Raw genomic sequence first — 23,698 nt, forward strand, 5'->3', positions numbered from 1 at the left:
CGAACGATTTCTTCGTGAGTAGACCCCGAAGGGAGCGCCCCGTGCCCGCACCACCCGAAATGGATGTCGTTCTCGAAAAGCTGCCGTTGAGGATCGGCGCCTACATACCTGACGACCTGCTGGAGGACTGGTTTGCGCCGGGAACCGGCATGAACCCGGTCAGCAAGGAGGCGCTTGCCGCTGCCAAGAATTACGGCTGGCGCTTCGAATGCGACTTCAAGCACTACCCCGACCGCAAGGAGGGCGTGTTCTGGAAGTGGGTGCCGGCGATCTGACCGGCGCTAGACGGTTCATCGTTTCACGGAAACGCAGAACCGGTCTATCTTTTTTTGACGCAATTCCGGACGGAAAACCGTTTCACACTTTTCCTGAAATTGCTCTAGCCTCAGCCAATCGGCGTCGTCACCTTGCCGGTTCCGCCGCATTCGGGGCAGGTCCGGCCGTCGATCATGCCTGACCCTGCACAGCGGCGGCAAATGTTCTCGCCGGCGCCGGGAACGCCTGCCGGAACCTCGTCCATGTTGGTTTGAGCGGCTTGCCGGGGCTTGCCCTGCAGCTTGTTTCTCAATCGGGCGACCAAGCCTTCGTCGACCTCAAGCGGCTTGCTGCTATCGTCCGGCAGGCCTTCGCCGGATTGGCCGATGGTTTCATTGCGCGGCCGGTCATTCATGCCTGTCGTGATCTTCTGAGCCATTGCCGTTGCCTTTACGCCTTGCAATTTTTCGAACGCCTCAGCTCCGCAGAGGTTCCGGTTGCGGCCAGCCGCCTTCAGCCGGGTTTTGCCCGCGCCGGCCGGCGGCCGCGGCTGGCGAGGATGGTGGGAAGCGTGACCGGACGAAAATCCCAGCTGTCGACCCCGACGTCATACTGGCGCGTGACCGGGGTGAGCCGGCCGTGCGAATGGCCATGCAGGTCGATCGACCTCCGGCCGATCTGGTTCCAGGTGCGAAAAGGATAGTGGCAAAGGATCAGCAGGCTGCCGCCGAGCGTCAGCTCCTTGTAGTGTTGCGTGCTAGCCCAACCCGTCGCGTCAATGGTGGCCGCAGCATCGTTGTTGCCGATGATCAAGTGCTTGCTGCCATGAAGAGACGACAGCAGCGACGACACGAAGGACGCCGAGCCCTTGGCAAAATCGCCGAGGTGCCAGACCTCGTCGTCCGGCCCGACAGTCTCGTTCCAGAACGCAATGAGCGCCCGATCATGCTCCGCCAGCGAGCCGAACGGGCGGCGGTCGATGCGCAAAATGCGCGGGTCGCTGAAATGCGTGTCGGCGGTGAAGTAGATCATGCGCTGGAGCCTGTTTCGAACTGCCGATCTGGGCGCGTGGCGCACCAAGTCCATCTTGCTCTCCCCAATGCTTGCTCAACCCGCTCGATCGCCGGTTGTTCCTGTAAGCAGGCCCAGGCGGTTTCCGCTTGTTGGAACTTTAAGAAGGGGGAACTTTAAGAAGGGGAACTTTGAAACGGGGGAACTTTGAAATGAGACGCAGGTTAGAATGCTTGAGGCCGATGCTCTGAAAGGACCTCGACGATGACCGACGCAGCACCCGTTGGGCGAAGCCCGGCTCAAGCGCGGGGCGATATCGACGCCGGGCGCGGAGGGGATAAGACACCGGGAATCGACCCAGCCGCGGCTCCCATGGAAACGGACGCGGAATCGGCCGGCAGCGTTCCGGCAAAGGATCGGTCTGCGCCTCATGAAAAGCCGGAGTTCACCAACCAGGCGAGCTATGCCAATGCGATGCGTCCGCTGAAGGATGAGCCCGACGTCCAGCCGCGCCGATATGGGCCGGTGCTGGTGATTGCCGCCATCGTCGTGCTGGCCGCGGCGGTTTTCATCGGCGCAGCCATGCTGCGCTGAATATCGCAGATCCGAGAGCAGTGGCTGGACATTTTGCTTCCGGTCCGGGAACTTGCTGACGCGCCAGGTTGAGGCGCGATCAGTCCGGTGCCCGTTGACCACGAACCACCAATTCTTTGCCCGAGACGCCACCACCGTGGCGCGCGACATGATTGGCGCGACGCTGCTTTTGCACGGCGTTGGCGGCATCATCGTCGAGACCGAGGCCTATCGCCCCGATGACCCGGCTTCGCATGCTTTCGGTGGCAGGACGGTGCGCAATGGCGCCATGTTCGGCACCCCGGGCAGCGCGTATGTCTATCGCTCCTATGGCCTGCACTGGTGCCTCAATGCCGTGTGCCTGCCCGGCAGTGCCGTGCTCATCCGCGCAATCGAACCGCAATCCGGGCTGGAGGTTATGCGGGCCAATCGCGGCGTTGACGACCCCCGGCTGCTTTGCTCGGGACCCGGTCGTCTTTGCCAGGCGCTGGCAATCGACACATTCCATGACGGGCTGCCACTGGACGTGCCGCCATTCGAATTCAGGCAGCCGGGCGACGCCAGCGCCATTCTTACAGGCCGCCGGATCGGCATTTCCAAGGCTATCGATGCCGAGTGGCGGTTCGGCCTGCGCGGCTCGGATTATCTGAGCCGCAAATTCTGACGCCTGCGGCAGCGGCAGAGCAGCTGCCTGGCATCACTCGTCGGGTTTGCCGAGATGCATGGGTGTCGCCTGCTGGCGGGCTTCCCTGGTCACCTCGTCGGCTCCGGCAGGTGAAATCCCCCGCAACGCCTTCGCGGCTTCGACCAGGCGGCCGCGATCATTGCCGAAGCTCTTGATCAGCTGACGGACCTGGTCGGCGGTGATGCCGTTCTGCTGGGCAAAATACTCGACTTCACGGTCGTCTTCCGCAGCAACGCGATCGCGGTCGCGGAAATCCCGCTTGCTCTTATCGTCGGCCATTTTTTCCTCCTGGTGGAGCTTCGCATCAACGGCAACGTGGGCAAGCGGCTTTCGTTGCCGCGACCAGGCGGACTTTTGCGCGGTCGAGCCGACTGACCAGGAACCATGAGGCGAGCAGCCGGTTTGGCTTGGATGCAGCAGCCACCAATTCATACCGATGGAGATTACGATGACGCTCGCAAGCAAAACCACTGTAGTTGCCGCGGCGCTGGCTATGTTGGCCGCGCCGGCATTCGGCCAGACGAGCCCGCCCGCGCCCGCAGCTCCGGCGCCCGGAATGAGCGGGCAGAGCCAGGATGCCATGCGCGATATGATGCGCCAGATGATGACCGAGATGCTGGAGGAGAGAATGCAAGAGGATCGCGCGCCCCGGGCGGAACGGCGCGGTCGCGACCGCTGGCATCACGACTACAGGATGGGCCCGCCTGACCGAGATTGGGAGACGGGAGGCCGCGGCGGCATGGGACGCGGGATGCATGGCGCGAGGATGCGAATGATGTTCGCCATAGTCGATGCGGACGGCGATGGCGCGCTTTCCCAGACCGAAGTCCAGGATTTCGTCGGGCGGATATTCAACGCCGTCGATGAGGACGGTGACGGCAGCGTCGACATGCAGGAAATCCGGTCCTTCTTTCACGGAGGCGGCGCCGAGGATCAGGAGTAAGTCTCCCACCGGTCGGCAAGGAGGCCTATCCGGGCAGCGCCACCTATGTCGGCCGGGGAAGATGAAAAGTCGCTGGCAATGGGATACCAGGCTGCCAGCCAGGGAGATCCGTTCCTTGGCTGGCCTTCGAACGCCGGCGGACCAATCAGACCAGCAGGGATTCGTTGCCATGACAGAGAAAATTACGGAGAAAACTCCGACCATCGCCCGTATCTGGCGCGGCAGAACCGTGCCTGAAAAGGCGGATGCCTACGAGAGTTACAATTACGAAGCCGGCATCAAGCCGCTGATCGAGAAGGCACTTGGCGTGCAGACCTTTCGCGAGGACACGCCGAGCCATTCGGAATTCGTGACGATCTCCTATTGGGAAAATGTCGAGGCGATGGCGGCGTTCACCGGCGGCGATCCGACGAGGATCCACCATCTGGAGCGTGACGAAGAGTTCCTGATCGAGCTGCCGTCGAGGGTGCAGGTGCTGCGCATCCGCTCCAGTCATGGCCGCCTGGCATAGGGCGGCGCCGCTGCCCAGATCTATGGAATCGCCGTCAAGTCGATTTCGGTAATGTGCCAGCGGCCGAGATTTGCGGTGTAGAGCTTGTCGCCCTTGAAGGCGATGTTGGTGGGATGGGCGAGCGTGGTTGCCGCCGGATCCTCGATCAGCACCTCGAGCCCGCTATTCTGTCGCCAGCGATAGATGCGGCTCGGCTCGTAGCACGAGATGAACAGCGAACCGTCCGGCGCCACGGCGACGCCATCGGGGACGTTGTTCACGCCGTCCACGACGAGCTGGCGAGGTCCTGCCGTGCCGTCGGCACGGATCGGCACATAGCTGACGCAGGCCGCGTGGCTTTCCACGACGTAAAGCCCATTGCCATCCGGCGCCAACGCCATGCCGTTGGCGAAGGCCATGGCCTCGCGGCACCACAGGCCGCCTTCGCCGGTCTTCAGATCATAGCGGAAGATACCGGAACGGTTGTCTTCGCCGAGGCTATCGGAGACATAGAGCCAGCCGCGCGCCTCGTCGACGATCGGATAATTCGGCACGCGGATGCCGGCCGAAGCGAAGCGTTGCATCTCGGCCACCGCGGCATCCCAGCGAAAGACCGCCGCATGTCTGAGATCGCAAGCAAAGCAGTTGCCTGCGCTATCGAACGCGATGCCAAGCAGAAAGCCTTCCGTGCCGCCCATGCGTTCGACCGAGCCGCCATCGGCGGCCAAGCGCAGCAGGTCGCCGGTTTCGGTGCCGCACCAGATCGAGCCGTCGCGATGGATCGCCACGCCTTCCGGATGCGCGACGCGCGGGCTGGTGAAGATGCCATCGAAGAAGACCCTCGCGGCCGACATTTCGAGCAACGGCTTTGCCATGCGCACCCCCTTCAATCCGGTGCAGTATGCGACCGCTGTGCGGCGATGCAGCGCTCGACCATCCGCCGGTCGGTGGCGAGGATCTCGGCGATCAGGGCGCTGCGCTCCCTCGCGCTGACGAATTCGAGGCGCCGCAGACCGAGCGGGTCGATGCGGTTTCGCAGGATGTCGAGCGTCTCGTTCGAGGGTAGCGCAAGTTCGCGGCAATCGGCATCGAATGTCAGGGCAAAGCCGGTGGCATCCTGGAGCTGCTGGCGCGTCACGCCCGGCCTGGTTTCGATGACGGCCAATTGCCGGCTCTCCCCGTCGAGCCGAAACACGCAAAGGTCGGTGAACACCAATGCCGCGCCGGTCCGATAGCCCATCGGCTCGCGTTCGGCCTCAGTCAACAGGCCGCGCGCCGAGCTGGCAATCTCGACCGTCTCGACCAGCGACTGCACGGAATGGCGGGGGACGTAGAGCAGATAATCGCGATGCATGTTGGCGACGTCGGCCATGCCGCCTTGCCCGGGCAGCCGGATAAGGCTGCCGTCACGCTTGCGCAGCGCAATGGTGTTGACGCGCCCACGGCGGTCGACCTGCGCGGCACCGACGATCTCATGCGTCACCGCGCCGGCCTGATAGTAGGTCGAATAGGTGTCGTCGCCGCCGGCATGCGCCACCGCCGTCTCGCAATCGAGGCTTTCGATCAGCGACAGGATCATCGGGCTCGGTGCTATGTCGAGATGACCGCAACTCATGGTAGCGATGATCATGTCCGGCGCGTGCGTCGCTTTGGCCAGCCGGTAGGCGACATTGGCGAGCGGCGACACCGCGCCGGCACTGGCAAAGCTCTCATTGTCGAGCTCAGCGGCGATGCGGGCGGCGATGATCTCGTCGATGGACGCCTCCTTGTTGCCGTGCACGAGCCTGGGCATTGCGAGGACTGTTTCAGCGCCGACTTTTGCAGCATCTTGAACCCGCTCCGGCACGCCTTCCGAAGGCATGCCCAGGCTGTCCGACAAAGGTATTTCCTTGGCCGCGAACGCCCCCGCCAACGCTTGATAATCCGTCACATAGAATGGCAGGCAGGAGGCGGGATAGGCGCCGCCTGCTGCCAGCGCGATCGCCGACACCCGGTTGCGGGTCAAAATGCTCTGCCGACCATCATGCCGCAGCGCTCCGACCGGGACGATCTCCTCGACCGTCACCAGCACCTGGCGCGCCGCGCCGGCCATGGCGAAATCCAGCGCCCGTGGTCCGATGATCTGGACATTGCCGCTCTCGTCGGCACGCTGGGCATGGACGACGAACGTATCGAGCCGCAAGGCCGGGATGATCCCGGTCGTAATTCCCGCGATCGGATCGGGCGCGGCGATCGCACCCGGCACGCGCGCCAGCATGTCCGAACCCTCCGGAAGCTGAAACGGCATCGACGGCAGGTTCTGCTGCCCCGCCCGCAGCGCCTGGATCATAGCCAGCGCCGTCCAGTCGCGGACCGGCACGGCATTGGTCTCGGCGGCCGCGCGGAAGCGCGGCGGCAAGCCAAAAATATCGAGGCTGGAAAAGCAGATATCGACCGCCGCCACGGCATTCGCTTCGAGAAGCAGTTCGAGCGGCAGGCCGCCGGCCCAGCAGACATAGCGAAGATCCTTGACGCCCAAGCGGGCGATGGCCCGCAGCAGGGCGATCGGCAGCCGGGCAAAATGATGGCCACCGACACCGAAGACGTCGCCGCCGCCGACCATCGCGGCCAGGCCCTCGACATCGGTGAAGCGCGGCCGGTTTTGCTTGACCAGGGACGTCATTGCCCAGCCTTCGCCCGCGCGGCGCTTTTTTCGGCGAACGCCTTCACCCGCTGCTGGCCGGTCTCGCTACGATAAAGCCCGCCCAGTACGTCGCGCTCCATGGCAAGGCCTTCCGCCAAGTCGCCCGACACGGCGTGCGCCGTCAGCGCCTTCAATGCCTCGATCGCGGCAGCCGGTTCGGCGGCTATCATGCCGGCGAGTTCCAGCGCCCGTGGCATCAGCTTTTCGGCGTCGACGACCTCGTTGACCAGCCCGGCGGCGACGAGCTCGGAAGCCGGCACGATGGCGCCGGTCATCAGCAAAAGGTTGGAGCGGTTGCGGCCGAGCTTCTGGACGCTGCGCTGCGTGCCGCCGCCGCCCGGGACCAGCCCGAGCTTGATCTCGGGCAGGCCGAGCTTCGCGAACTGGTTGGCGATGACGATGTCGCAGCACAGCACCAGCTCCATGCCGCCGCCGAGCGCAAAGCCGTTGACCGCGGCGATGACCGGCTTGCGGTTGTTCTCGACTGCCGCATACATGCGCGTGCCGGCGGCCTGGAAGGCGTCGAACTCGATAGCTGTCTGGGCAGCGTATTCCTTGATGTCGGCGCCGGCCATGAAGCCGCGCCCCTCGCCGGTCACTACGATCGCGCCGACGCCGTCATCCTGCGACAGCGCCTCGAAAACCTCGGTGATCTCGCTTTGCATCAGCCGGTTCATGGCGTTGAGCTGATCGGCGCGCCGGAAGGTGACGACTGCGACGCGCCCGGATATTTCCAAGCTGAGTGTCTGGTAAACGCTCATCGTCAGGCAGCATCCACGGTCATATCGCCGGACGCCTCAAGCGCTGCAATCTCGCCGCTGGAGAGGCCGAACTCGGCCAGTATCTCGCGGCCATGCTGGCCGACCAGCGGCGCCGGCCGCTCTATGGTAGCCGGCGTCTCGCTCATCTTGACAGCCGGCGCGACCACCCTGACCTTGCCGCCGCGCGGATGATCGTAGCTGGTGATCATGCCCAGGTGCTTAACCTGCGGGTCCTCGGCTGCGCGCCTTATGTCCTTCACCTCGGCGCACCAGATGTCGGCTGCGAGCAGCCGCGCCAGCAGGTCCTGCGTGGCAAACTTCCTGGTTTCGGCGTTGACCTTGTCGAACACCTCGTCGCGCCTGTCGAACAGGGTCTTCAGATCGTCGTAGACGGCAAGCTGCGGCGCCTCCAGCACTTCGTACAGCGTCTTGAACGGGCTCATGGCGATCGACACATAGCCGCCGTCCTTCGCTTCATAGACACCGAACGGCGCCTGCATGCCGGGGTGGCCGATGCCGGAATTCGGGCGCACGAAATCCTCACCGAGATTGAGCACGGCGACATATTCCTGATTGAGATGCGCCAGCATGCCGGCGAGCAGATTGACCTCGATCTTCTGGCCCTTGCCGGTCTTCTCGCGATAGTAGAGCGCCGACAGGATGCCGTAGACCATGTTCATGGCGCCGATCTGGTCGGCCAGGCCGGCACCGGCCGGAACAGGAGCCTGATCGCCGCGGCCGGTGTTGGAGATCAGCCCGGACAATCCCTGGATCAGCATGTCCTGGCCGGGGCGCTCAACGTAGGGGCCCTCCTCGCCATAGCCGGAACCCGAGCAATAGATGATGGCGGGATTGACCGCCCTGAAATCCTCGTAGCCATAGCCGAGCCTGGCGAGCACGCCGGGGCGGAAATTCTGCACCACCACATCGGCCTTCTCAGCCATGTCCATGATGATGGCATGCACCTTGCGGCTTTTCAGGTTGAGCGCGATGGAGCGCTTGTTGCGGTTCCAAGCGAGGAAATTCGGGCTTTCGGAGCCGCCGACCCATTTGGCGAAGAAGGTCATGCCGCGGAACATGTCGCCGGCGCCTGAACGCTCGATCTTGATGACGTCGGCGCCCATGTCGCCGAGCAGCTGCGTGGCGAACGGCCCCTGCAGCAGATGGCTGAAATCGAGGATGCGGACGCCTTCGAGGGCCTTGTTCATTTTTGTCTCATTGGTTGTCAAAGCAGGTCGGGTACGTAGCGGGGTGCCGCGGTGAGGCCGCCGTCGACGCGCAGGTCGGTACCGGTGGTGAAGCCGGCGGCGTCGGAGGCGAGATAGACGGCGGCTTCTGCCACTTCGGACGGTTTGCCGATGCGACCGAGCGGATGCATTTTCACCCAGGCCTTGGCGAGATTGCCGCCGATCTCCTTGATCAGTTTGTCGTTCATCGGCGTGTTGATGGTTCCGGGCGAGATCGAGTTGACGCGGATGTTGAGCGGGCCGAACTCGACCGCCATCTGACGCGTCATCGCCATCACCGCACCTTTGGCGCCGGCATAGGCGGTCCAGCCGTCGAGCCCGATATGACCTTGCGCCGAGGCCATGTTGATGATCGAGCCCGATTTCTGCGCGATCATATGCGGCAGCGCATATTTGCAGCCGCGGAACACGCTGGTCAGGTTGACTGCGATCAGCCGGTGCCACTGCTCGTCGGTCATCTCATGGACCGGCATGCCGCCGATGGCGATGGCGGCATTGTTGACCAGAATGTCGAGATGGCCGGTTTTGCCGACGGCGCCGTCTACCAGGGCGGCGATGTCGGCCTCCTCCGCCACGTCGCAATGGATGTAGTCAGCGCGGTGGCCGGCGGCGCGCAGCTCGGCTGCGAATTTTTCGCCCTTCTCATCATCGATGTCGCCGAGGAAGACGTGCGCGCCCTCACGCGCCATTGCCTCGCTGATCGCATGGCCGATGCCGTCGGCGGCGCCGGTGACGATTGCGGTTTTCCCTTTGAGACGATCCATGTCAGACTCCAATGGCGCGCCGGCGCTTCGCTTCGTCGAAAGCGACGGCGGCAATGATGATCATGCCGGTGATGACCAATTGCCATTCGGTCGGCAGGCCGAGCCCGCGCAGCCCGTTGGACAGGAACTGCAGGATCAACACGCCGAGCGCCATGCCGGTCAGGCTGCCGATGCCGCCGGCAAGGCTCACCCCGCCGAGCACGGTGGCGGCGACGACCTGGAACTCGAAATTCAGCCCAGCCGTATGCTGCGCCGAGCCGACGCGGGCGGCCAGGATAATGCCGGCTACCGTTGCCAGCAGCGCGCTGATGATGAAGCAGATGAACTTGACGCGGCGCACGTCGTAGCCTGCCAGCCGCGCTGCTTCCGGATTGCCGCCGACGGCATAGATCTGCCGCCCGAACGGCCGGTGCTGCATCACGTAGGCGAAGACGGCGAGCAGAACGAGGGCAATGACAGCCGAATAGGGAACGACGTTGAACAGGCGACCGTCCGACAGCGCGATGAAGCTGTCGAGCGCTGCATCGTCGGGGATGGCGCGCTGGCCGGTGTAGAGGTAGACACCGCCGCGCATGATGAACATCGTGCCCAGGGTCACGATCAGCGAGTTGATGCCGGCATAGGCCGTCAGATAACCATTCACGACGCCGATGATCAGCCCGAACAGCAGCGCACCGCTGATGCCGAGCACAAGCGAGTTGGTGTCGTTCATGATGATGATCAGCGGCAGCGCGATGGTCGCCAGCAGCGACCCGATCGAGATGTCGACCTCGCCGGAGATGAAGACGATGGCGCAGCCTATGCCGGCTGTCAGTGCTAGCGAAGCCTGACCGAGCACATTGGTGATGTTGCGCACAGAGAAGAAATTCTCGGCGGTGAAGGAAAAGAACGCGATCACCAGGATGAGGCAGAGGAGCAATGCCACTTCCTGCCGTGCGACGAGCCGCGCCAGCATGGACGGCCCAGCTTTCATCGTGTCGGTGCCTGCCAGGCTCATCACTTGGTCCCGTTCCGAGGCGTCATCGTCTTAGCCGATCGCCGCATTGAGGATGTTCTCCTGCGTGGCCTCGTCGCGGGACATGATAGCGGTGAGGCGGCCTTCGCACATCACCGCGATGCGGTCGGCAAGCCCCAGCAGCTCGGGCATTTCGGACGTCATCATGACGACCGCCAGGCCTTCGCCGGCGAGCCGGTCGATGAGCGCAAAAATCTCCGACTTGGCGCCGACGTCGATGCCGCGGGTCGGTTCGTCGACGACGATCACCTTGAGACCGCGCATCAGCCAGCGCGAGATCAGCACTTTCTGCTGATTGCCGCCCGACAGGTTCTTGACCTGCTGGAACAAGCTGGGCGTCCTGATGCGGAAACGGTCGACATAGTCCTGCACCGCTTTGCGTTCGCTTGCCTTATCGACGAAGCCCATCCTGGCGAAGGCACCGAGCGAGGCGAGGCTGGCGTTCTGGTAGACCGGCAGCTCGCCCATCAGCCCTTCGCTCTTGCGGTCTTCGGTGAGCAGGCCGATGCCGAGCCGGACGCCGGTGTGCGTGTCGTGCGGCAGCAGCGGGCTGCCATCGACCGAAATAGTGCCGGAGGTGATCGGATCGAAGCCGACAATCGCCTTGGCGAGCTCGGTCCGACCCGCCCCCATCAAGCCGAAGAAGCCGAGGACTTCGCCGGCATGCGCTTCGAACGACACGTCCTTCAGCTTCTTAGCCGTGCTAAGTCCTTGCACGGAAAGGGCGACCTTGCTGCCTGGTGCACCGCGCTTGCGCGGGAACAGGTTTTCGATGCGCCGGCCGATCATGTCCTGGATCAGCGTATCGTTGGTGTGCTCGCCGATCGGCCTGGTCGAGACGTGGCGGCCGTCGCGCAATACGGTCACGGTGTCGGCGATCTCGAAGACCTCGTCGAGCTTGTGGCTGACATAGAGCACGGCGATGCCGAGCGCGGCGAGCCGGCGAATGACGGTGAACAGCAGCGAGACCTCGTTCGGCGTCAGCGAGGAGGTCGGCTCGTCCATCACCACGACGCGTGCTTCATGGGCGAGTGCGCGGGCGATCTCGACCATCTGCTGCTGGCTGACCGGCAGCGATCCCGTGCGCGCCGCCGGGTCGACGTTGAAGCCGATACGCTTGAACAGGGCGGCCGCATCGGCACGGATCTTCTTCCAGTCGATCGACCCGCCTTTGCCGGTCGGATAGCCTTCGAGGAAGATGTTCTCGGCGACGCTGAATTCGGCGATCAGCGCGATCTCCTGGAACACCACCTTGATGCCCTCTTTCAGGCTGTCGCGCGGCGACTTGATGTCGGCCTCGCGGCCGCGCAGGCGAATGGTGCCGGCATCCTTGCCGTAGACCCCGGCCATGATCTTGATCAGCGTCGACTTGCCGGCGCCGTTCTCGCCCATCAATGCATGGATCTTGCCGGGTTCCAGGGTCAGATCGACGTTATCCAGCGCCACCACGCCGGGAAAGCGCTTGCCGATGCCGCGCATCTCCAGCGCCGGCACGCTTTTATCGACAGCCACGGTTTCGGCGGGGTGAAGGAAATCAACCGACATTGGCTCTGTTCCGCACGATGTCGAGATAGGTCGCCAGGATGATGACGATTCCGGGCACCACCAGCTGCAGATCCTGGTTCCAGCCGAGGATGATGATGCCGTTGTCGATGACCTTCAGCACCAGCACGCCCAGCAACGTGCCAAGCAGCGAGCCGCGGCCGCCAAGCAGGCTGGTGCCGCCGAGGATGACGGCGGCAATCACCGTCAGCTCGAAGCCGCGGCCGGCGGTCGGCTGGCCGGCATTCATCAGCGACGACAGGATCATGCCGGCAATGCCGACGCAGAGGCCGGTGACGACGAAGGCGAAGAGTTTTAAGCGTTGCGAGCGCACGCCGGAGAGACGAACCGCGCGCTCGTTGGCGCCGACAGCGTAGAGATAACGGCCGAGCGTGGTGAAGCGCAGCGTTGCCGCGGCCAGCGCGAAAATCACCGCGGCAACGACCACGGGCAGCGGGATCGCGCCGATATAGCCGGCGCCGAGATCGGTGAAGCCGGCAAGTCGGTGGTGGTTCTGCACCGCCTCGCGGGTGAACAGATAGACGCCGCCCTGCAGCATCATCATGGTGCCGATGGTGGCGATCAGCGAGTTCACCTTGAGCATGGTGACGACCAGCCCGTTGAACAGGCCGACCGCGCCTGAAAAGGCGAGTGCCGCCAGCAGGCCGAGCGTCAGGCTGTGTGTTGAATTGAGCACGGCCATGCCGATACAGCCGACAAAAGCCAGCGATGCACCGACCGACAGGTCGACTTCCGCGGTGATGATCAGCATCGTCATGCCGGAGGCAACGATCAGCACCAGCGCGCATTGGCGCAGGATGGCGATGATGTTGGCCTCGGAATAGAATTGCGGCGCCGCAATCGACATGGCGATGCAGAGCACGGCCAGGATCACGCCGAGCACCAGCTGGCTGCTGCCCAGCAGCTGGCCGCCGATGAAACGCCTTGGCGCAGAGGATTGCGTAAGCTCGCTCATGTCCATTTCATTTCCGGGCCCGTATCGGTGCCGTCGCCGTTTGGAAACCTGCGGGCCAAAACAGGACGGTTGCCCTGTTTTTCCGTCGGCATATCCGATCCGCTGCCCTTCCCGCCGTGCGGGAAGGGCTACCCGGAATCCTTACTTCTTCAGATCGGCGGAAGTTTTCATGCATTTTTCCGGTGGCTGAAGCGAATTGACGGCATCCCATTTGATTTTGCGTGTGGTGCCATCGTAGTCGTAGAACTTCTTCCAGGCGTCACCGTTCATCGGCGCGGTCGGGCTGACGATGTGTTCCGGCACCTCTTCGCCGTTGAAGAGCTTAACCGCTGCATCGATGGCGGTGTAGCCTTCCTTTTCCGGGAACATCGCGGCCTCGATCCGGTAGGACGGCTCGTTCTGCATCGCATTGATGAAGGCGAGGCCTTCGCCACCGGTGCCGACAGTCAACAGGCCGTCCTGCGGCTTGCCGGCCGCTTTCCAGGCCTGAAGGCCGCCGAGCGAGGAGGAATCGTTGATGCCGTAGATGATGTTGATGTCGGCATTCTTGGCAAGAGCCGCCGAAGAGACTTCGAGTGCGCGATCGGGATTGCCGCCGCCGTCGAGGTCGTGGACCATGACCGCGTCGGGGATGATGGTCTTCAGGCCGTCCATGAAACCCTGCGACCGCAGGACGGTGGCGGACAGCAGCGGCAGGCCGACATTCATCACCTTGGCTTTGCCTTCGAGCTTTTCCTTGGCGTATTTGCCGGCTTCGACGCCGGCGGTGTAGCCGGTGTCGTAGTCGCAGATCGCGACCATTGTGGTCATGCCCTTAACCGGATTGCCTTCGAGCACGACCGGAACGTTGTTGGATTTCGCCTGGCGCAGCAGCGGCACGACGCCTTCCTCGTTGACGGGCGTGATGATCAGGACGTCGACGCCCTTGGCCATGAAATCTTCGGCGGCGGAGACCTCCTTGGCGACGTCCAGATTGGCGTCCTGCACCTCGAGCTCGATACCGAGTTCCTTGGCGCGGGCCTGCATACCCTTGATGACGTTCTGATACCACTCATGCGTGGCGTAGTTGGTGACGTAGCCGATGCGCTTCGGCATGTTTTCGGCCTGTGCCGCGGCGCCGCTCAGAGCCAGCACGGCCGCCGAGGCAAACAGCATCGATTTGGACCAGTTCATGTTTCTTCTCCCTGTATTTCTTGTCAGTTGCTGAACGGATAGTCCCGCCGTTCCGGGTCGGCACGTGAAGAGGCGGCAGCTTCGCCCGCGCCCATCGCCGCCGATATCGTCTCGGCCGCCGCCTTAGTCCGCTCAAAGACGGTGCTGCGATCGAAGCGCGCGGCCTTTTGCGGCAGGAACGGGACGGTGAGCGCGGCAATGACTGCGCCGGTATGGTCGCGCACCGGCGTCGAGATGTTGATGCAGCCCTCGACAGCCAGCGAGGCGCGCATTTCATAGCCGAGCCTTGCGACTTCGTTCAGCCGCGCTTCGATTTCCGCCCGGCTGCCTTGGCCTTCGCCTGCAGCGACGATCCGCTCGACGATGCGGTCGCGCTCGGCGCGGCCAGAATGCGCCAGCAGCACCGCGCCGGAACTCGTTTCGAGGATCGGGAAATGCGAGCCAAGGGCAACCGAATAACGCATCGGCAAAGGCGAATCGATCTGCAGCACGACCAGTGCGCTCTCGCCTTCGCGGACGACCAGATGGCAGCTCTGGTCGGCATTGGCGGCCAGGCCGCGCATCACCGGCAGCGCGCATTCGACCAGGCGGTTCACCGGGGGATGCATATGCGCCAGTTCGAACAGCTTCAGCGACAGGCGGAAGCGGTCCGATTGCGTCCGGAAAATGTAGCCGCGCTTCTCCAGCAGCAGCAGGATGCGGTAGATCTCGTGAATGGAGCGCCCCATTCCGGTGGCGATCTCGGTCTGGGTCAGCGGCTCGCCGCTGGCAGCCATGAATTCCAGTATGTCGAGCGCCTTCTCCACAGCGGGCACGCGGTAGCCGTTGCGGCCGCTTTCGCCTTCGTCGACGATCTGGGCAATATCGGTGGCCATTACGCGACGCTCCGTTGCGGCTGGCCATGCCTGGTCTCGCGATAGAGCCGGTTCAGCCGGTCCGCGAGCTCCGCCGCCGGCAATTCGCCGGTGATGGCCGCCGCGGCGTGAGGGGCGCATTGGCGGAAGAAGCTGATGAAGCCCGGATGGGTCGGGCGCAGATAGGAAGCTTCGATCGTCGCCAGCGTCGAGGCGAAGAAGCCGCCTGAGAGAGCGTTGACCTCGGCATCCTGCCACGCCGCCAGCGATCCCGGCTGTCCGCCGGATTTCACGTAGTCGCCGCGCTGATAGCCGGGCGAGCACAGAAACAGCGCGTAATCGATGGCTGCCTGCTTGTGTTTCGATTGAGCGCTGACGCCGATGCCGGCACCGCCGAGCAAGGCGCCGGCGGATCGCGGTGTCGGCACGTCGGCGAAGCGCAGATACGGCCTGTCTGCCCTGGAGGCGTAGTTCACATAGCCGAAGGCGAACGGCACGTAGACCACGTCGTCATGCGCGATCATATGATCGTAGCAGCGGATCGGGTTCCATTTCGGCGAGTTCGGGTGCGACAGCGCCGCAAGCTGGCGCAACTGCCCGACGGCCTGCTCGATTTTTTCCCCAGCAATGAACTCGTCGCCGTCTTCGCGGGGCTCACCCAGCGTCAAAAGCAGGCACATGGCGTCAGTCGGCACCAACGGCAGCCCAAGCCATTTGCCGTCCTTCAAGGCGCGCCGGCCGAGCTCCAGCACGTCATCATGGCTGTGCGGCAACGAACCGTAGCGCTCCAGTAGATCAGGGCGATACGAGGCAACCTGGCAGGCAGCATCGATTGGCAACGCCCATTGGCGCCCGTCCCTCGCGTAGGATTGCCAGGATGCGCCGACCGAATCCCGTTCGAAGCCGCGGCGCTGCTCAGCCGACAAATCGAACGGCACCATCAGCCCGCCTTCGGCAATATCGCCGATGAACGGATGATCGAACACGACAAGATCATAGGCGCCGAGCACCGGACCAAGCGCGCCCTCGCCGAACTCATAGAGGCTGCGGCGGTCCCATTCGATCTCAAGACCGGGATTGGCGGCGCAATACGGCCCGATGCTGGCCTCGAGCGGACCCCAGCAGCGTCGGTGATCCCACGCGAGGCCGCGCAGTCTTGTCATGCCGAAATTCCTCCCAGAGCCGCCCATGCGCCGGCCCAGCTGATTAGTAGCAACTATTTTCACCTACACAAGTAGTTTTTACATACGCAAAGCCGAACTCCTTCCGGTTTGGCAGAAAGCCGCCCAGCCGCCCATGGTTCGCATCGCGTTGCTGCTCTGCGCTGCAACCAAAGGCTGCGGTGGATCTAGGTTTTTGGGAACTTTCGCGACGAACATTCGTTCGGTTGGCGCAGCCCTCCAGAGCAGCATCACTGGATTCAGCAGCCACGTCGCAGGGAGCGGACTAAATGGACCAACCATGGGCGCGGCCATGAATCGGTTTGCCGCCTTGGCATTCGCCACGTTTCTGGCGATAACTTCGATCTGGATACTGTTTCTGGTTTCTTAGGGATTTGGTTCTGGTTTTCTTAGGATTTGGCTCTGGTTGCTTGGGATTTGCCGCTGGTTTTTAGGATTTGGAGGGGTTCTCGACAGGTCGACCGCTTAACGATGACATCCGCCGCATGTGGTTCTGCGAGCCGGGGCCCCGTGCGTGAAGAAACTGTCGCCAGGAGCACACCGGCGCGCACATTCGGGGTTGGCAGCCACGCTGCCTGCAACGTTCAATCGGTTTTCAGGACACGGCGAGATCTCATGTTGCTGAGGGCGATCGTTCGAAATTGTGCGGCCATCCGTGTTGGCCGCGTCGGCGCGACGATGCTGCTGGCCGCGCTGCTTGCCGGCTGCCAGGGCGGCGTACTCGACCCGCAAGGACCAGTCGGCGCCGCGCAGCGGACGATCCTGCTCAATTCGGTCGCCATCATGCTGGCCATCGTCATCCCGACGATCCTGGCGACACTCGGTTTTGCCTGGTGGTTCCGGGAAACCAACACAAGGGCGCAGTACCTGCCGGGATGGGCCTATTCCGGGCGCATCGAACTGGTGGTCTGGTCGATCCCCATCCTCGTCATCCTGTTTTTGAGCGGCATCATCTGGATCGGGTCGCATGACCTCGATCCAATAAAGCCGCTGGATTCCCAGCAAAAGCCGCTCGAGGTGCAGGTCGTCTCGCTCGACTGGAAATGGCTGTTCATCTACCCCGAGCAGAATGTCGCGAGCATCAACCAGCTTGTGGTGCCGGCGGGCAGGCCGGTGCATTTCTCGCTCACCTCGGCAAGCGTCATGAATGCGTTCTTCGTGCCTCAGCTCGGCGGCATGATCTATACGATGAACGGCATGACGACGCAGCTTCACCTGCAGGCGGATCAGCCCGGCGAATTCTATGGGCGGTCGGCCCATTTCAGCGGCGACGGTTTTCCAGGCATGCAATTCGTGCTGCATGCCGTCGCAGCGGATGCCTTCGACGCGTTCGTCAATTCGGCGCGAAGCCAGGGACAGGCACTCGACAAGGTCAGCTACCAGGAACTAGCCAGACAGAGCATCAACGTGCCGCCTTCGACCTATCGCTCGGTCGAGCCGGACCTTTTCCATGAAATCGCGACGCAGGGCGTTCCGCCCGCGCCCGGTCCCCAGGCCGGTCGCGCCGAGCCGAGCGTATCGTCCAAGACAGGAGGCTGACAATGCTCGGAAAATTGAGCTGGGACGTCATTCCGTTCGATCAGCCTCTGCCGATGATCGCCTCGGCGGTCGTCGCCCTGGCAATCCTCGGCGTGCTGGCCTGGGTCTTCCTGGCCGGCCATTTTCCCTATCTGTGGCGCGAATGGATCACCAGCGTCGATCACAAGCGGATTGGCGTGATGTACGTGCTGCTGGCGCTGCTGATGTTGCTGCGCGGCTTCAGCGACGCCGTCATGATGCGGTCCCAGCAGGCCCTCGCGTTCCAGGCGCCCGGCTATCTGCCGCCCGACCACTTCAATCAGGTCTTTTCGGCCCACGGTACCATCATGATCTTTTTCGGGGCGATGCCGTTCGTCATCGGCCTGATGAACCTGGTCGTGCCGCTGCAGCTCGGCGTCCGCGACGTTGCCTTTCCAACGCTCAACTCGGTGAGTTTGTGGCTCACCGCCACCGGCGCGCTGCTGGTCAACATCTCGCTGGTGATCGGCGAGTTTGCGCGCACCGGATGGCTGCCCTATCCGCCGCTCAGCGAGACCGCCTACTCGCCGGGCGTCGGTGTCGATTACTATCTGTGGGCGGTGCAGATAGCGGGTGTCGGAACGCTGCTCACCGGCATCAATTTCGTCACCACGATCCTGAAGATGCGGGCGCCCGGCATGAGTTATCTCAGGATGTCGATGTTCTGCTGGACTTCGCTCGCCGCCAGCCTGCTCATCGTCGCCGCGTTCCCGATCCTCACAGCCACGCTCGCGATGCTGACGCTCGACCGCTATTTCGGCTTTCATTTCTTCACCAACGAAGCCGGCGGCAACATGCTGATGTTCGTGAACCTGATCTGGGCCTGGGGCCATCCCGAGGTTTACATCCTCGTCCTGCCGGCGTTCGGCATCTTCTCGGAGGTCATCTCCACCTTCTCCAGCAAGCCGCTGTTCGGCTACCGCTCGATGGTGGCCGCGACACTCTTCATCTGCATCGTTTCCTTCATGGTGTGGCTGCACCACTTCTTCACGATGGGCGCCGGCGCCGACGTCAACGCTGCGTTCGGCATCGCCACCAGCATCATCGCTGTCGGTACCGGCGTGAAGATCTACAACTGGATGTTCACCATGTATGGTGGCCGCATCCGCTTCGCGACCCCAATGCTGTGGTCGCTGGGCTTCATGGTGACGTTCGTCATCGGCGGCATGACGGGCGTGTTGCTGGCGGTGCCGCCGGCCGATTTCCTGCTCCACAACAGCCTGTTCCTGGTGGCGCATTTCCACAACGTCATCATCGGCGGCGTGCTGTTCGGCGCCTTCGCGGGATATACCTACTGGTTTCCCAAGGCATTCGGTTTCCGGCTGCACGAGGGCTGGGGCAAGCTGGCCTTCTGGCTGACGCTGATCGGGTTCTACGCCACCTTCGTGCCGCTCTACGCCGTCGGCCTGCTCGGCATGACCCGCCGCATGCAGCATTTCGACGTGCCGGCCTGGTATCCCTGGGTGCTGGTTGCGGGCGCCGGCATGATCATCACCACCGCCGGCGTGGTCGCGCAGATCATACAGCTCGTCGTCAGCATCCGGCAGCGTGCGGCGCTTCGAGATTCCACAGGGGATCCCTGGGACGGGCGCTCGCTGGAATGGGCCACGCCCTCGCCGCCGCCGGTCTTCAACTTCGCCGCGCTTCCGCACGTCGAGGGCGAAGAGCCCTACTGGAGCATCAAGCAGCGGGCACGCGAGCAAAACCGCCTGCGCGACGAGCCTGAATACGAGCCGATCGAGATGCCGCGCAACAGTCCCACCGGGTTCATCTGCGCCTTCTTTGCGACCGTGATGGGTTTCGCTCTCATCTGGCACATCTGGTGGATGGTGGCACTCGGCGCGCTCGGTGCTTTCGCTACCTTCGTCGTATTCGCATGGCGCGACAAACCCGAATACGTCATTTCTGCCGCCGAAGTCGCCCGGATCGACCGCGCCAACCGAAGCGCGCGCCGCGAGGCACTGGCTACCTACACGGGGCCAAGGCCATGACCGCGATAGACGTTCGAGAGCGTGACCCTTACCGTATCCATGGCGGGCACGGCCATGCACCCGGCGGCCCGGCCCCGATCCGGATCGTCGTCGGCTATGGCTTCTGGATCTTCCTTCTGAGCGACATCGTGATGTTCTCCGCCTTCTTCGCGGCCTATGCCGTGCTGGCGGGCAAGACGGCGGGCGGACCAAGCGGGGCCGAGCTGTTCGACCTGCGCAACGTCGCGATCGAGACGGCCGCTTTGCTGTTGTCGAGCTTTACCTGCGGTCTTGCCGGCCTTGCCGTGACAGCGCGGCGAAGCGCCTGGTTCTATGTCGCGATGACTGTCACCTTCGTGCTCGGCGCCACCTTCATCCTGCTCGAGTTGCGCGAGTTCGTGCATATGGTTGCCAGTGGTGCCGGACCGACGCGCAGCGCTTTCCTGTCGGCGTTCTTCACGCTGGTGGGATGCCATGGCCTTCACGTCACGGCGGGGCTGCTGTGGCTGCTCACGATGATGGCGCAGATCTTCGCCAAGGGATTCCGCGACGATATTCTTCGGCGTTTCATGTGCTTCAGCCTGTTCTGGCACGCCCTCGACATCATCTGGGTCGCGCTGTTCACCGTGGTCTATCTCCTGGGAGCAAGTCGATGAGCAATGCGGATGATCGCCACGCGCAACGGCGCGACACCCATGGCCTGGAGCGCTACGACATCGATACGGCGCCGGGTGACGAATACCTCGGCGACACCGACGTCGGATCCGGGCTACGTGGCTATGTGATCGGCCTCGGGCTGGCAACGCTGCTGACCATCGCCTCGTTCTGGTTGCACGGGACCGACCTGATATGGGCACCCGGCGTTCCGGTGGCGCTGGTCGTGCTGGCGATCGCCCAGATGGGCGTGCATCTCGTCTTCTTCCTGCATATCACGACGGGACCGGACAACACCAACAACGCCCTGGCGCTTGCCTTCGGCGTGCTGATCGTAGTTCTGGTGATCGGCGGCTCGATCTGGATCATGGCCAATCTCGACCACAATTTGATGCCGATGAACGCGATCATGAACATGAACCGCTGATTTAGCGATTATTCCGGCCATCGGCCGCAGTTCATGCGACAGCGAACTCCGGTCTCAAGCCCGTTCGAATGTGCCGACGAGGTCGGCGTCTCCCAGGACGTGTGGGGCGGCCTCCTTCAGCACGTCGTCCACGGCGGCCTTCTCGCCGGGACGCAGCGTCTCGACGTCGACCGAAAGAAGCTCCGGGCAGCCACCCGGTCAAACCCGCAGCCGGCCGTTGGCCGGAACATTCGCCGCGCCAACGGGTTTTTTGGTTCGGACGCATTGCCGCGGAAACGGCAATGGGCTCGGCAATGGACGAAGGGCGCGACATGACCGGGCTAAGCGGTAGGCAACCAAGCGGGGCGAAAGGTGTTGTGGTCGCATTCTCCGCGCCGGGCGGCGAGACCATCTACGCCCATGAACGGGAAACCGTCGCTGCCGTCGCGCGCACGATTGCAGCGTTGAAGGGATTTTCCTTCCGCGAGGGCCTGCGTGAAGGTGGCGGTGACAGCGGCGGGCTGTATTTCGTGCCGGACGACAGCCTGCTTGCTGCCGATGCGGTTCAACTGGGCATAAACGGGCCCGACGATCTCTTCGGCGGGGTGGTGCCTTGGCGCCTCGCAACCACCAAGGCCATAACCCACGAGCTGGTGGACGGATCGGCGGCACGGCCAAAAGAATGGCCCGCCGGCTTCGGCAGCGCCGTCGCCGCGGCCGTACTGCCCGGCTACACTGCATTTTCACGCCATGACGCGCTGCGCGCAGCGCAACGTCTGCTGGAGCTCGGGCTGGTCCGGTTCAAGCCACCGCGCGCTTCGCGGGGCCGCGACCAGCACACCGCCGCGACAGTCGGCGATGTCGAAAGGCTGCTGGACCAATATCCATCGTCTGAGCTAAGCGAATACGGCCTTGTTCTCGAAACGCAGCTTCGCGACATCGTTACGCTGAGCGTTGGCAGAACCATGATCGACGAATTGTCGATCAGCTATTACGGCACCCAGCGGACGACGACCGACAACGACGGACAGCCCGTTTACGGCGGATCCGATCTGGTTGTGGTGCGCGGCGGATGGGAGGCGCTGGATGAGCTGCGATTATCTCCGGCGCTGGGTTTGGCCGTGGCGCAGGCGAGGACCTATGACGCAGCGATGGATGGTTATCCAGGATTCTTCGCTTCGCGACGCAACTACGACATCGGCCAAGGTGTCGATTCCTCGGGCATCTGGCGATCGGGTGTGCTGGAAGCCAGCTGGCGGATCGGTGGCAGCAGCAGCGCCGAGCTGGCAGCGATGGACGCCATGACGCGCGACCCCGACATGCAGATCGTGCATGTCTCCGCCGTCAAGCAGTTCGGCAGCACTGCGCGGCTGCCGCCGAACGCGGCAATCCATTTCCACGGGGAGGACCCGGAGGAGGGTCAAATCACGCGTTACACCGTCGTGACCCAGGCGATGCGAGGGCCGATCGGAGAAGCCGGCCGATTCTAGCCATGTCAGGTTGAAGTCAAGCACGCCTCCGGCAGGGAACATCCACCAATGGCCCGAGTTTGTTTCGGGCAGGCAGCAAGTCAGAAAAGGCCCGGGCCCTGGGTGGCGGGCGTGCAATAGCGGCGTTGCCTGCCGGAGTGGTTACAGAAATGGCCATGCCAACCGTTTACGACAAACGACAGGATCCGGAAGGCCTCTGGGAGGTCTATGACAGCGAGAGCGACGAAGCCGTCGTGGTCGATGGCTTGCCGCTTTCCGGTCTCGACGAAAGCGAAGCCGATGAAGCGATTGAGATGAAGCGATTGAAAAGCTCAATCGCGGCGAGCTGACGTCGGACAACATCCCCGAGACAGCTCGGTCAGGGTGGCCTCCGACCAAGGATGGATTGTGATGACGGCCTGACGGACGTCACCGAGGCGATCTGTCGCGGATCTACGACGAGGCCTTGACCCCGAACTTGCGGGCCTTGTCCTCGAAGTCGTCACGAATGTCCTCGATCGTCGGCAGATGCAGTCGGCGCAGCTGGGCGTGCAACTTTTTGGCAGCGTCGGAATTCAGGTCGCGCTTGAAATTGGTCGCGACCTCCTCGGCCGAGCCGTAACGGCGATAGCGCTCAATCTCGGTCTTCGTGGCCTGCTGGACGTGTTCGAGCGTCTTGCGCTCGGCATCGGATTTTCCGTCCGGTTTGGCCCGCATGACCGGGTTGAAGGCTTTGCTGATAACGAATTCGACCAGTTCCTGCTGGGCGTGAGCCATGATTGTTCTCCCTCGAAGGAGGCCTGTCCGGCCCAGAACGGTTCGTCGTTTCCCGGAAACGCTGACCCGCTCTATCTTTTCGTTCCGATGCAATTCCGAACGGAAAACCGTTCCACACTTTTACTGGAACTGCTCTAACCGCGGCGGCAATTGAAGGTTCCTTGGCGGATTTCGTTACCGCTGCAGGTCAAGCGCAGTTCCTCGAAGTCACAGCCGAGCCTTGGTGGTGCGTGGCGTTGCCAGGAGCAGGCTTGTTTCGCTGCCGGTAATTCCGGGGATCAGGCGGATACGTCTCAGCACGGCGTCGAACTCGCTCAGGGTCTGGGTTCCGAGTTCTATCACCAGATCCCAGCGGCCATTGGTGGTGTGGATGGTCGAGACCTCGGAGAAGCCGCCCAGCGCCCGGATGACGCGATCGGCGGCGTGGCCTTCGATCTCGATCATCATGATGCCACGCACGCGCTGATCGACCGCGTCGGCGCGCAGAATGACGGTGTAGCCGACGATGACGCCGTCCCTCTCAAGTCGCTCGATCCGGGACCTTACCGTTGCCCGGGAGACACCCAGGCCGACGGCAAGATCGGAAATGCTGCGCCGGGCGTCGTGCCGCAGAGAGGTGATGATCTGCTCGTCGAGCTGGTCCATGATTGCTCACAACGGAAGTAGATGATGCCACTATGGCAAGGCATTTCGACAAATTTGCCAATTTGAC

Annotated in this window: 27 protein-coding genes; 11 read left to right on the forward strand and 16 right to left on the reverse strand. The window is 63.3% G+C overall.

What is annotated here, in order from left to right:
* Positions 1–41 precede the first annotated feature (41 nt).
* Positions 42–275, forward strand: a complete 234-nt coding sequence (locus tag NKJ13_RS10760; RefSeq protein ID WP_254815811.1) for a hypothetical protein — start codon at positions 42–44, stop codon at positions 273–275.
* Between the two features lie 110 nt (positions 276–385).
* On the opposite strand, the gene NKJ13_RS10765 is transcribed toward NKJ13_RS10760, so the two are convergent.
* The gene (locus NKJ13_RS10765; RefSeq protein WP_352736936.1) at positions 386–694 is read right to left on the reverse strand and encodes a hypothetical protein; all 309 of its coding nucleotides are present in this window, start codon (positions 692–694) and stop codon (positions 386–388) included.
* Between the two features lie 74 nt (positions 695–768).
* Positions 769–1,287: a metallophosphoesterase gene (locus tag NKJ13_RS10770; protein ID WP_352736934.1), complete on the reverse strand. Its 519-nt coding sequence runs from the start codon at positions 1,285–1,287 to the stop codon at positions 769–771.
* Between the two features lie 243 nt (positions 1,288–1,530).
* Between NKJ13_RS10770 and NKJ13_RS10775 the strand changes: the two genes are divergently transcribed.
* Together NKJ13_RS10775 and NKJ13_RS10780 are read left to right on the forward strand one after the other, a co-directional pair.
* The gene (locus NKJ13_RS10775; protein WP_352507011.1) at positions 1,531–1,860 is read left to right on the forward strand and encodes a hypothetical protein; all 330 of its coding nucleotides are present in this window, start codon (positions 1,531–1,533) and stop codon (positions 1,858–1,860) included.
* Positions 1,861–1,954: 94 nt separating this feature from the next.
* On the forward strand, positions 1,955–2,503 hold the full coding sequence (locus tag NKJ13_RS10780) for a DNA-3-methyladenine glycosylase (protein ID WP_352736865.1): 549 nt from the start codon (positions 1,955–1,957) through the stop codon (positions 2,501–2,503).
* Between the two features lie 33 nt (positions 2,504–2,536).
* Here the strand turns inward: NKJ13_RS10780 and NKJ13_RS10785 are convergent, their stop codons facing one another.
* The gene (locus NKJ13_RS10785) at positions 2,537–2,803 is read right to left on the reverse strand and encodes a DUF3606 domain-containing protein (RefSeq protein WP_352701054.1); all 267 of its coding nucleotides are present in this window, start codon (positions 2,801–2,803) and stop codon (positions 2,537–2,539) included.
* Positions 2,804–2,972: 169 nt separating this feature from the next.
* On the opposite strand from NKJ13_RS10785, the gene NKJ13_RS10790 reads away from it, so the two are divergent.
* The gene (locus tag NKJ13_RS10790) at positions 2,973–3,467 is read left to right on the forward strand and encodes an EF-hand domain-containing protein (RefSeq protein WP_352476969.1); all 495 of its coding nucleotides are present in this window, start codon (positions 2,973–2,975) and stop codon (positions 3,465–3,467) included.
* 169 nt (positions 3,468–3,636) lie between these two features.
* Positions 3,637–3,978 carry an antibiotic biosynthesis monooxygenase family protein gene (locus NKJ13_RS10795; RefSeq protein ID WP_352736866.1) on the forward strand — a complete coding sequence of 114 codons (342 nt, stop codon included), beginning with the start codon at positions 3,637–3,639 and terminating at the stop codon, positions 3,976–3,978.
* 20 nt (positions 3,979–3,998) lie between these two features.
* Here NKJ13_RS10795 and NKJ13_RS10800 read toward each other — a convergent pair whose 3' ends face one another.
* The 11 genes from NKJ13_RS10800 to NKJ13_RS10850 all read right to left on the reverse strand — a co-directional run bounded on the left by NKJ13_RS10800 (position 3,999) and on the right by NKJ13_RS10850 (position 16,135).
* Entirely contained in the window at positions 3,999–4,832 is an 834-nt protein-coding gene (locus tag NKJ13_RS10800) for an SMP-30/gluconolactonase/LRE family protein (protein WP_352736868.1), read from the reverse strand.
* A gap of 11 nt (positions 4,833–4,843) precedes the next feature.
* Positions 4,844–6,619, reverse strand: coding sequence for a CoA-transferase (locus NKJ13_RS10805; RefSeq protein WP_352686295.1), 1,776 nt, complete (start codon positions 6,617–6,619; stop codon positions 4,844–4,846).
* Entirely contained in the window at positions 6,616–7,401 is a 786-nt protein-coding gene (locus NKJ13_RS10810; protein ID WP_352686292.1) for an enoyl-CoA hydratase/isomerase family protein, read from the reverse strand. Before NKJ13_RS10810 ends, NKJ13_RS10805 begins: the two co-directional genes overlap by 4 nt.
* Positions 7,402–7,403: 2 nt before the next feature.
* Positions 7,404–8,609, reverse strand: a complete 1,206-nt coding sequence (locus tag NKJ13_RS10815) for a CaiB/BaiF CoA transferase family protein (RefSeq protein WP_352507020.1) — start codon at positions 8,607–8,609, stop codon at positions 7,404–7,406.
* 17 nt (positions 8,610–8,626) lie between these two features.
* Complete coding sequence (locus NKJ13_RS10820) at positions 8,627–9,412, reverse strand: SDR family NAD(P)-dependent oxidoreductase (protein ID WP_352507021.1); 786 nt, start codon at positions 9,410–9,412, stop codon at positions 8,627–8,629.
* 1 nt (position 9,413) lies between these two features.
* The gene (locus NKJ13_RS10825) at positions 9,414–10,409 is read right to left on the reverse strand and encodes an ABC transporter permease (protein ID WP_352736872.1); all 996 of its coding nucleotides are present in this window, start codon (positions 10,407–10,409) and stop codon (positions 9,414–9,416) included.
* 30 nt (positions 10,410–10,439) lie between these two features.
* Positions 10,440–11,972, reverse strand: coding sequence for a sugar ABC transporter ATP-binding protein (locus tag NKJ13_RS10830; RefSeq protein WP_352507023.1), 1,533 nt, complete (start codon positions 11,970–11,972; stop codon positions 10,440–10,442).
* Positions 11,962–12,945 carry an ABC transporter permease gene (locus NKJ13_RS10835; protein ID WP_352736873.1) on the reverse strand — a complete coding sequence of 328 codons (984 nt, stop codon included), beginning with the start codon at positions 12,943–12,945 and terminating at the stop codon, positions 11,962–11,964. The genes NKJ13_RS10830 and NKJ13_RS10835 overlap by 11 nt, the downstream gene beginning before the upstream one ends.
* Before the next feature lie 141 nt (positions 12,946–13,086).
* Entirely contained in the window at positions 13,087–14,118 is a 1,032-nt protein-coding gene (locus tag NKJ13_RS10840; RefSeq protein WP_352507025.1) for a sugar ABC transporter substrate-binding protein, read from the reverse strand.
* A gap of 23 nt (positions 14,119–14,141) precedes the next feature.
* Positions 14,142–14,993 (reverse strand): IclR family transcriptional regulator, encoded by an 852-nt coding sequence (locus NKJ13_RS10845; RefSeq protein ID WP_352507026.1) that lies wholly within the window; start codon positions 14,991–14,993, stop codon positions 14,142–14,144.
* Positions 14,993–16,135, reverse strand: coding sequence for an extracellular solute-binding protein (locus tag NKJ13_RS10850; RefSeq protein WP_352686285.1), 1,143 nt, complete (start codon positions 16,133–16,135; stop codon positions 14,993–14,995). Before NKJ13_RS10850 ends, NKJ13_RS10845 begins: the two co-directional genes overlap by 1 nt.
* A 633-nt stretch (positions 16,136–16,768) precedes the next feature.
* Between NKJ13_RS10850 and cyoA the strand changes: the two genes are divergently transcribed.
* The 6 genes from cyoA (at position 16,769) to NKJ13_RS10880 (ending at position 22,559) form a co-directional block, all read left to right on the forward strand.
* The gene (gene cyoA, locus NKJ13_RS10855) at positions 16,769–17,692 is read left to right on the forward strand and encodes a ubiquinol oxidase subunit II (protein ID WP_352507028.1); all 924 of its coding nucleotides are present in this window, start codon (positions 16,769–16,771) and stop codon (positions 17,690–17,692) included.
* A 2-nt stretch (positions 17,693–17,694) separates the two neighbouring features.
* Positions 17,695–19,701 (forward strand): cytochrome o ubiquinol oxidase subunit I, encoded by a 2,007-nt coding sequence (gene cyoB / locus NKJ13_RS10860; RefSeq protein ID WP_352507029.1) that lies wholly within the window; start codon positions 17,695–17,697, stop codon positions 19,699–19,701.
* Positions 19,698–20,336, forward strand: a complete 639-nt coding sequence (cyoC, locus tag NKJ13_RS10865) for a cytochrome o ubiquinol oxidase subunit III (RefSeq protein WP_352736875.1) — start codon at positions 19,698–19,700, stop codon at positions 20,334–20,336. The genes cyoB and cyoC overlap by 4 nt, the downstream gene beginning before the upstream one ends.
* Entirely contained in the window at positions 20,333–20,761 is a 429-nt protein-coding gene (gene cyoD / locus NKJ13_RS10870; protein WP_352736877.1) for a cytochrome o ubiquinol oxidase subunit IV, read from the forward strand. Before cyoC ends, cyoD begins: the two co-directional genes overlap by 4 nt.
* A gap of 281 nt (positions 20,762–21,042) precedes the next feature.
* The gene (locus NKJ13_RS10875; protein WP_352736879.1) at positions 21,043–22,230 is read left to right on the forward strand and encodes a DUF3182 family protein; all 1,188 of its coding nucleotides are present in this window, start codon (positions 21,043–21,045) and stop codon (positions 22,228–22,230) included.
* Positions 22,231–22,379: 149 nt separating this feature from the next.
* Complete coding sequence (locus NKJ13_RS10880) at positions 22,380–22,559, forward strand: hypothetical protein (RefSeq protein WP_352777720.1); 180 nt, start codon at positions 22,380–22,382, stop codon at positions 22,557–22,559.
* Between the two features lie 103 nt (positions 22,560–22,662).
* Here the strand turns inward: NKJ13_RS10880 and NKJ13_RS10885 are convergent, their stop codons facing one another.
* Together NKJ13_RS10885 and NKJ13_RS10890 are read right to left on the reverse strand one after the other, a co-directional pair.
* Entirely contained in the window at positions 22,663–22,986 is a 324-nt protein-coding gene (locus NKJ13_RS10885; RefSeq protein WP_352736882.1) for a hypothetical protein, read from the reverse strand.
* A gap of 207 nt (positions 22,987–23,193) precedes the next feature.
* Complete coding sequence (locus NKJ13_RS10890; protein WP_352476949.1) at positions 23,194–23,631, reverse strand: Lrp/AsnC family transcriptional regulator; 438 nt, start codon at positions 23,629–23,631, stop codon at positions 23,194–23,196.
* Between the last annotated feature and the right edge of the window lie 67 nt (positions 23,632–23,698).

Origin of the sequence: Mesorhizobium sp. M0174 (genome assembly GCF_040322275.1) — a bacterium.
Classification (GTDB): domain Bacteria; phylum Pseudomonadota; class Alphaproteobacteria; order Rhizobiales; family Rhizobiaceae; genus Mesorhizobium.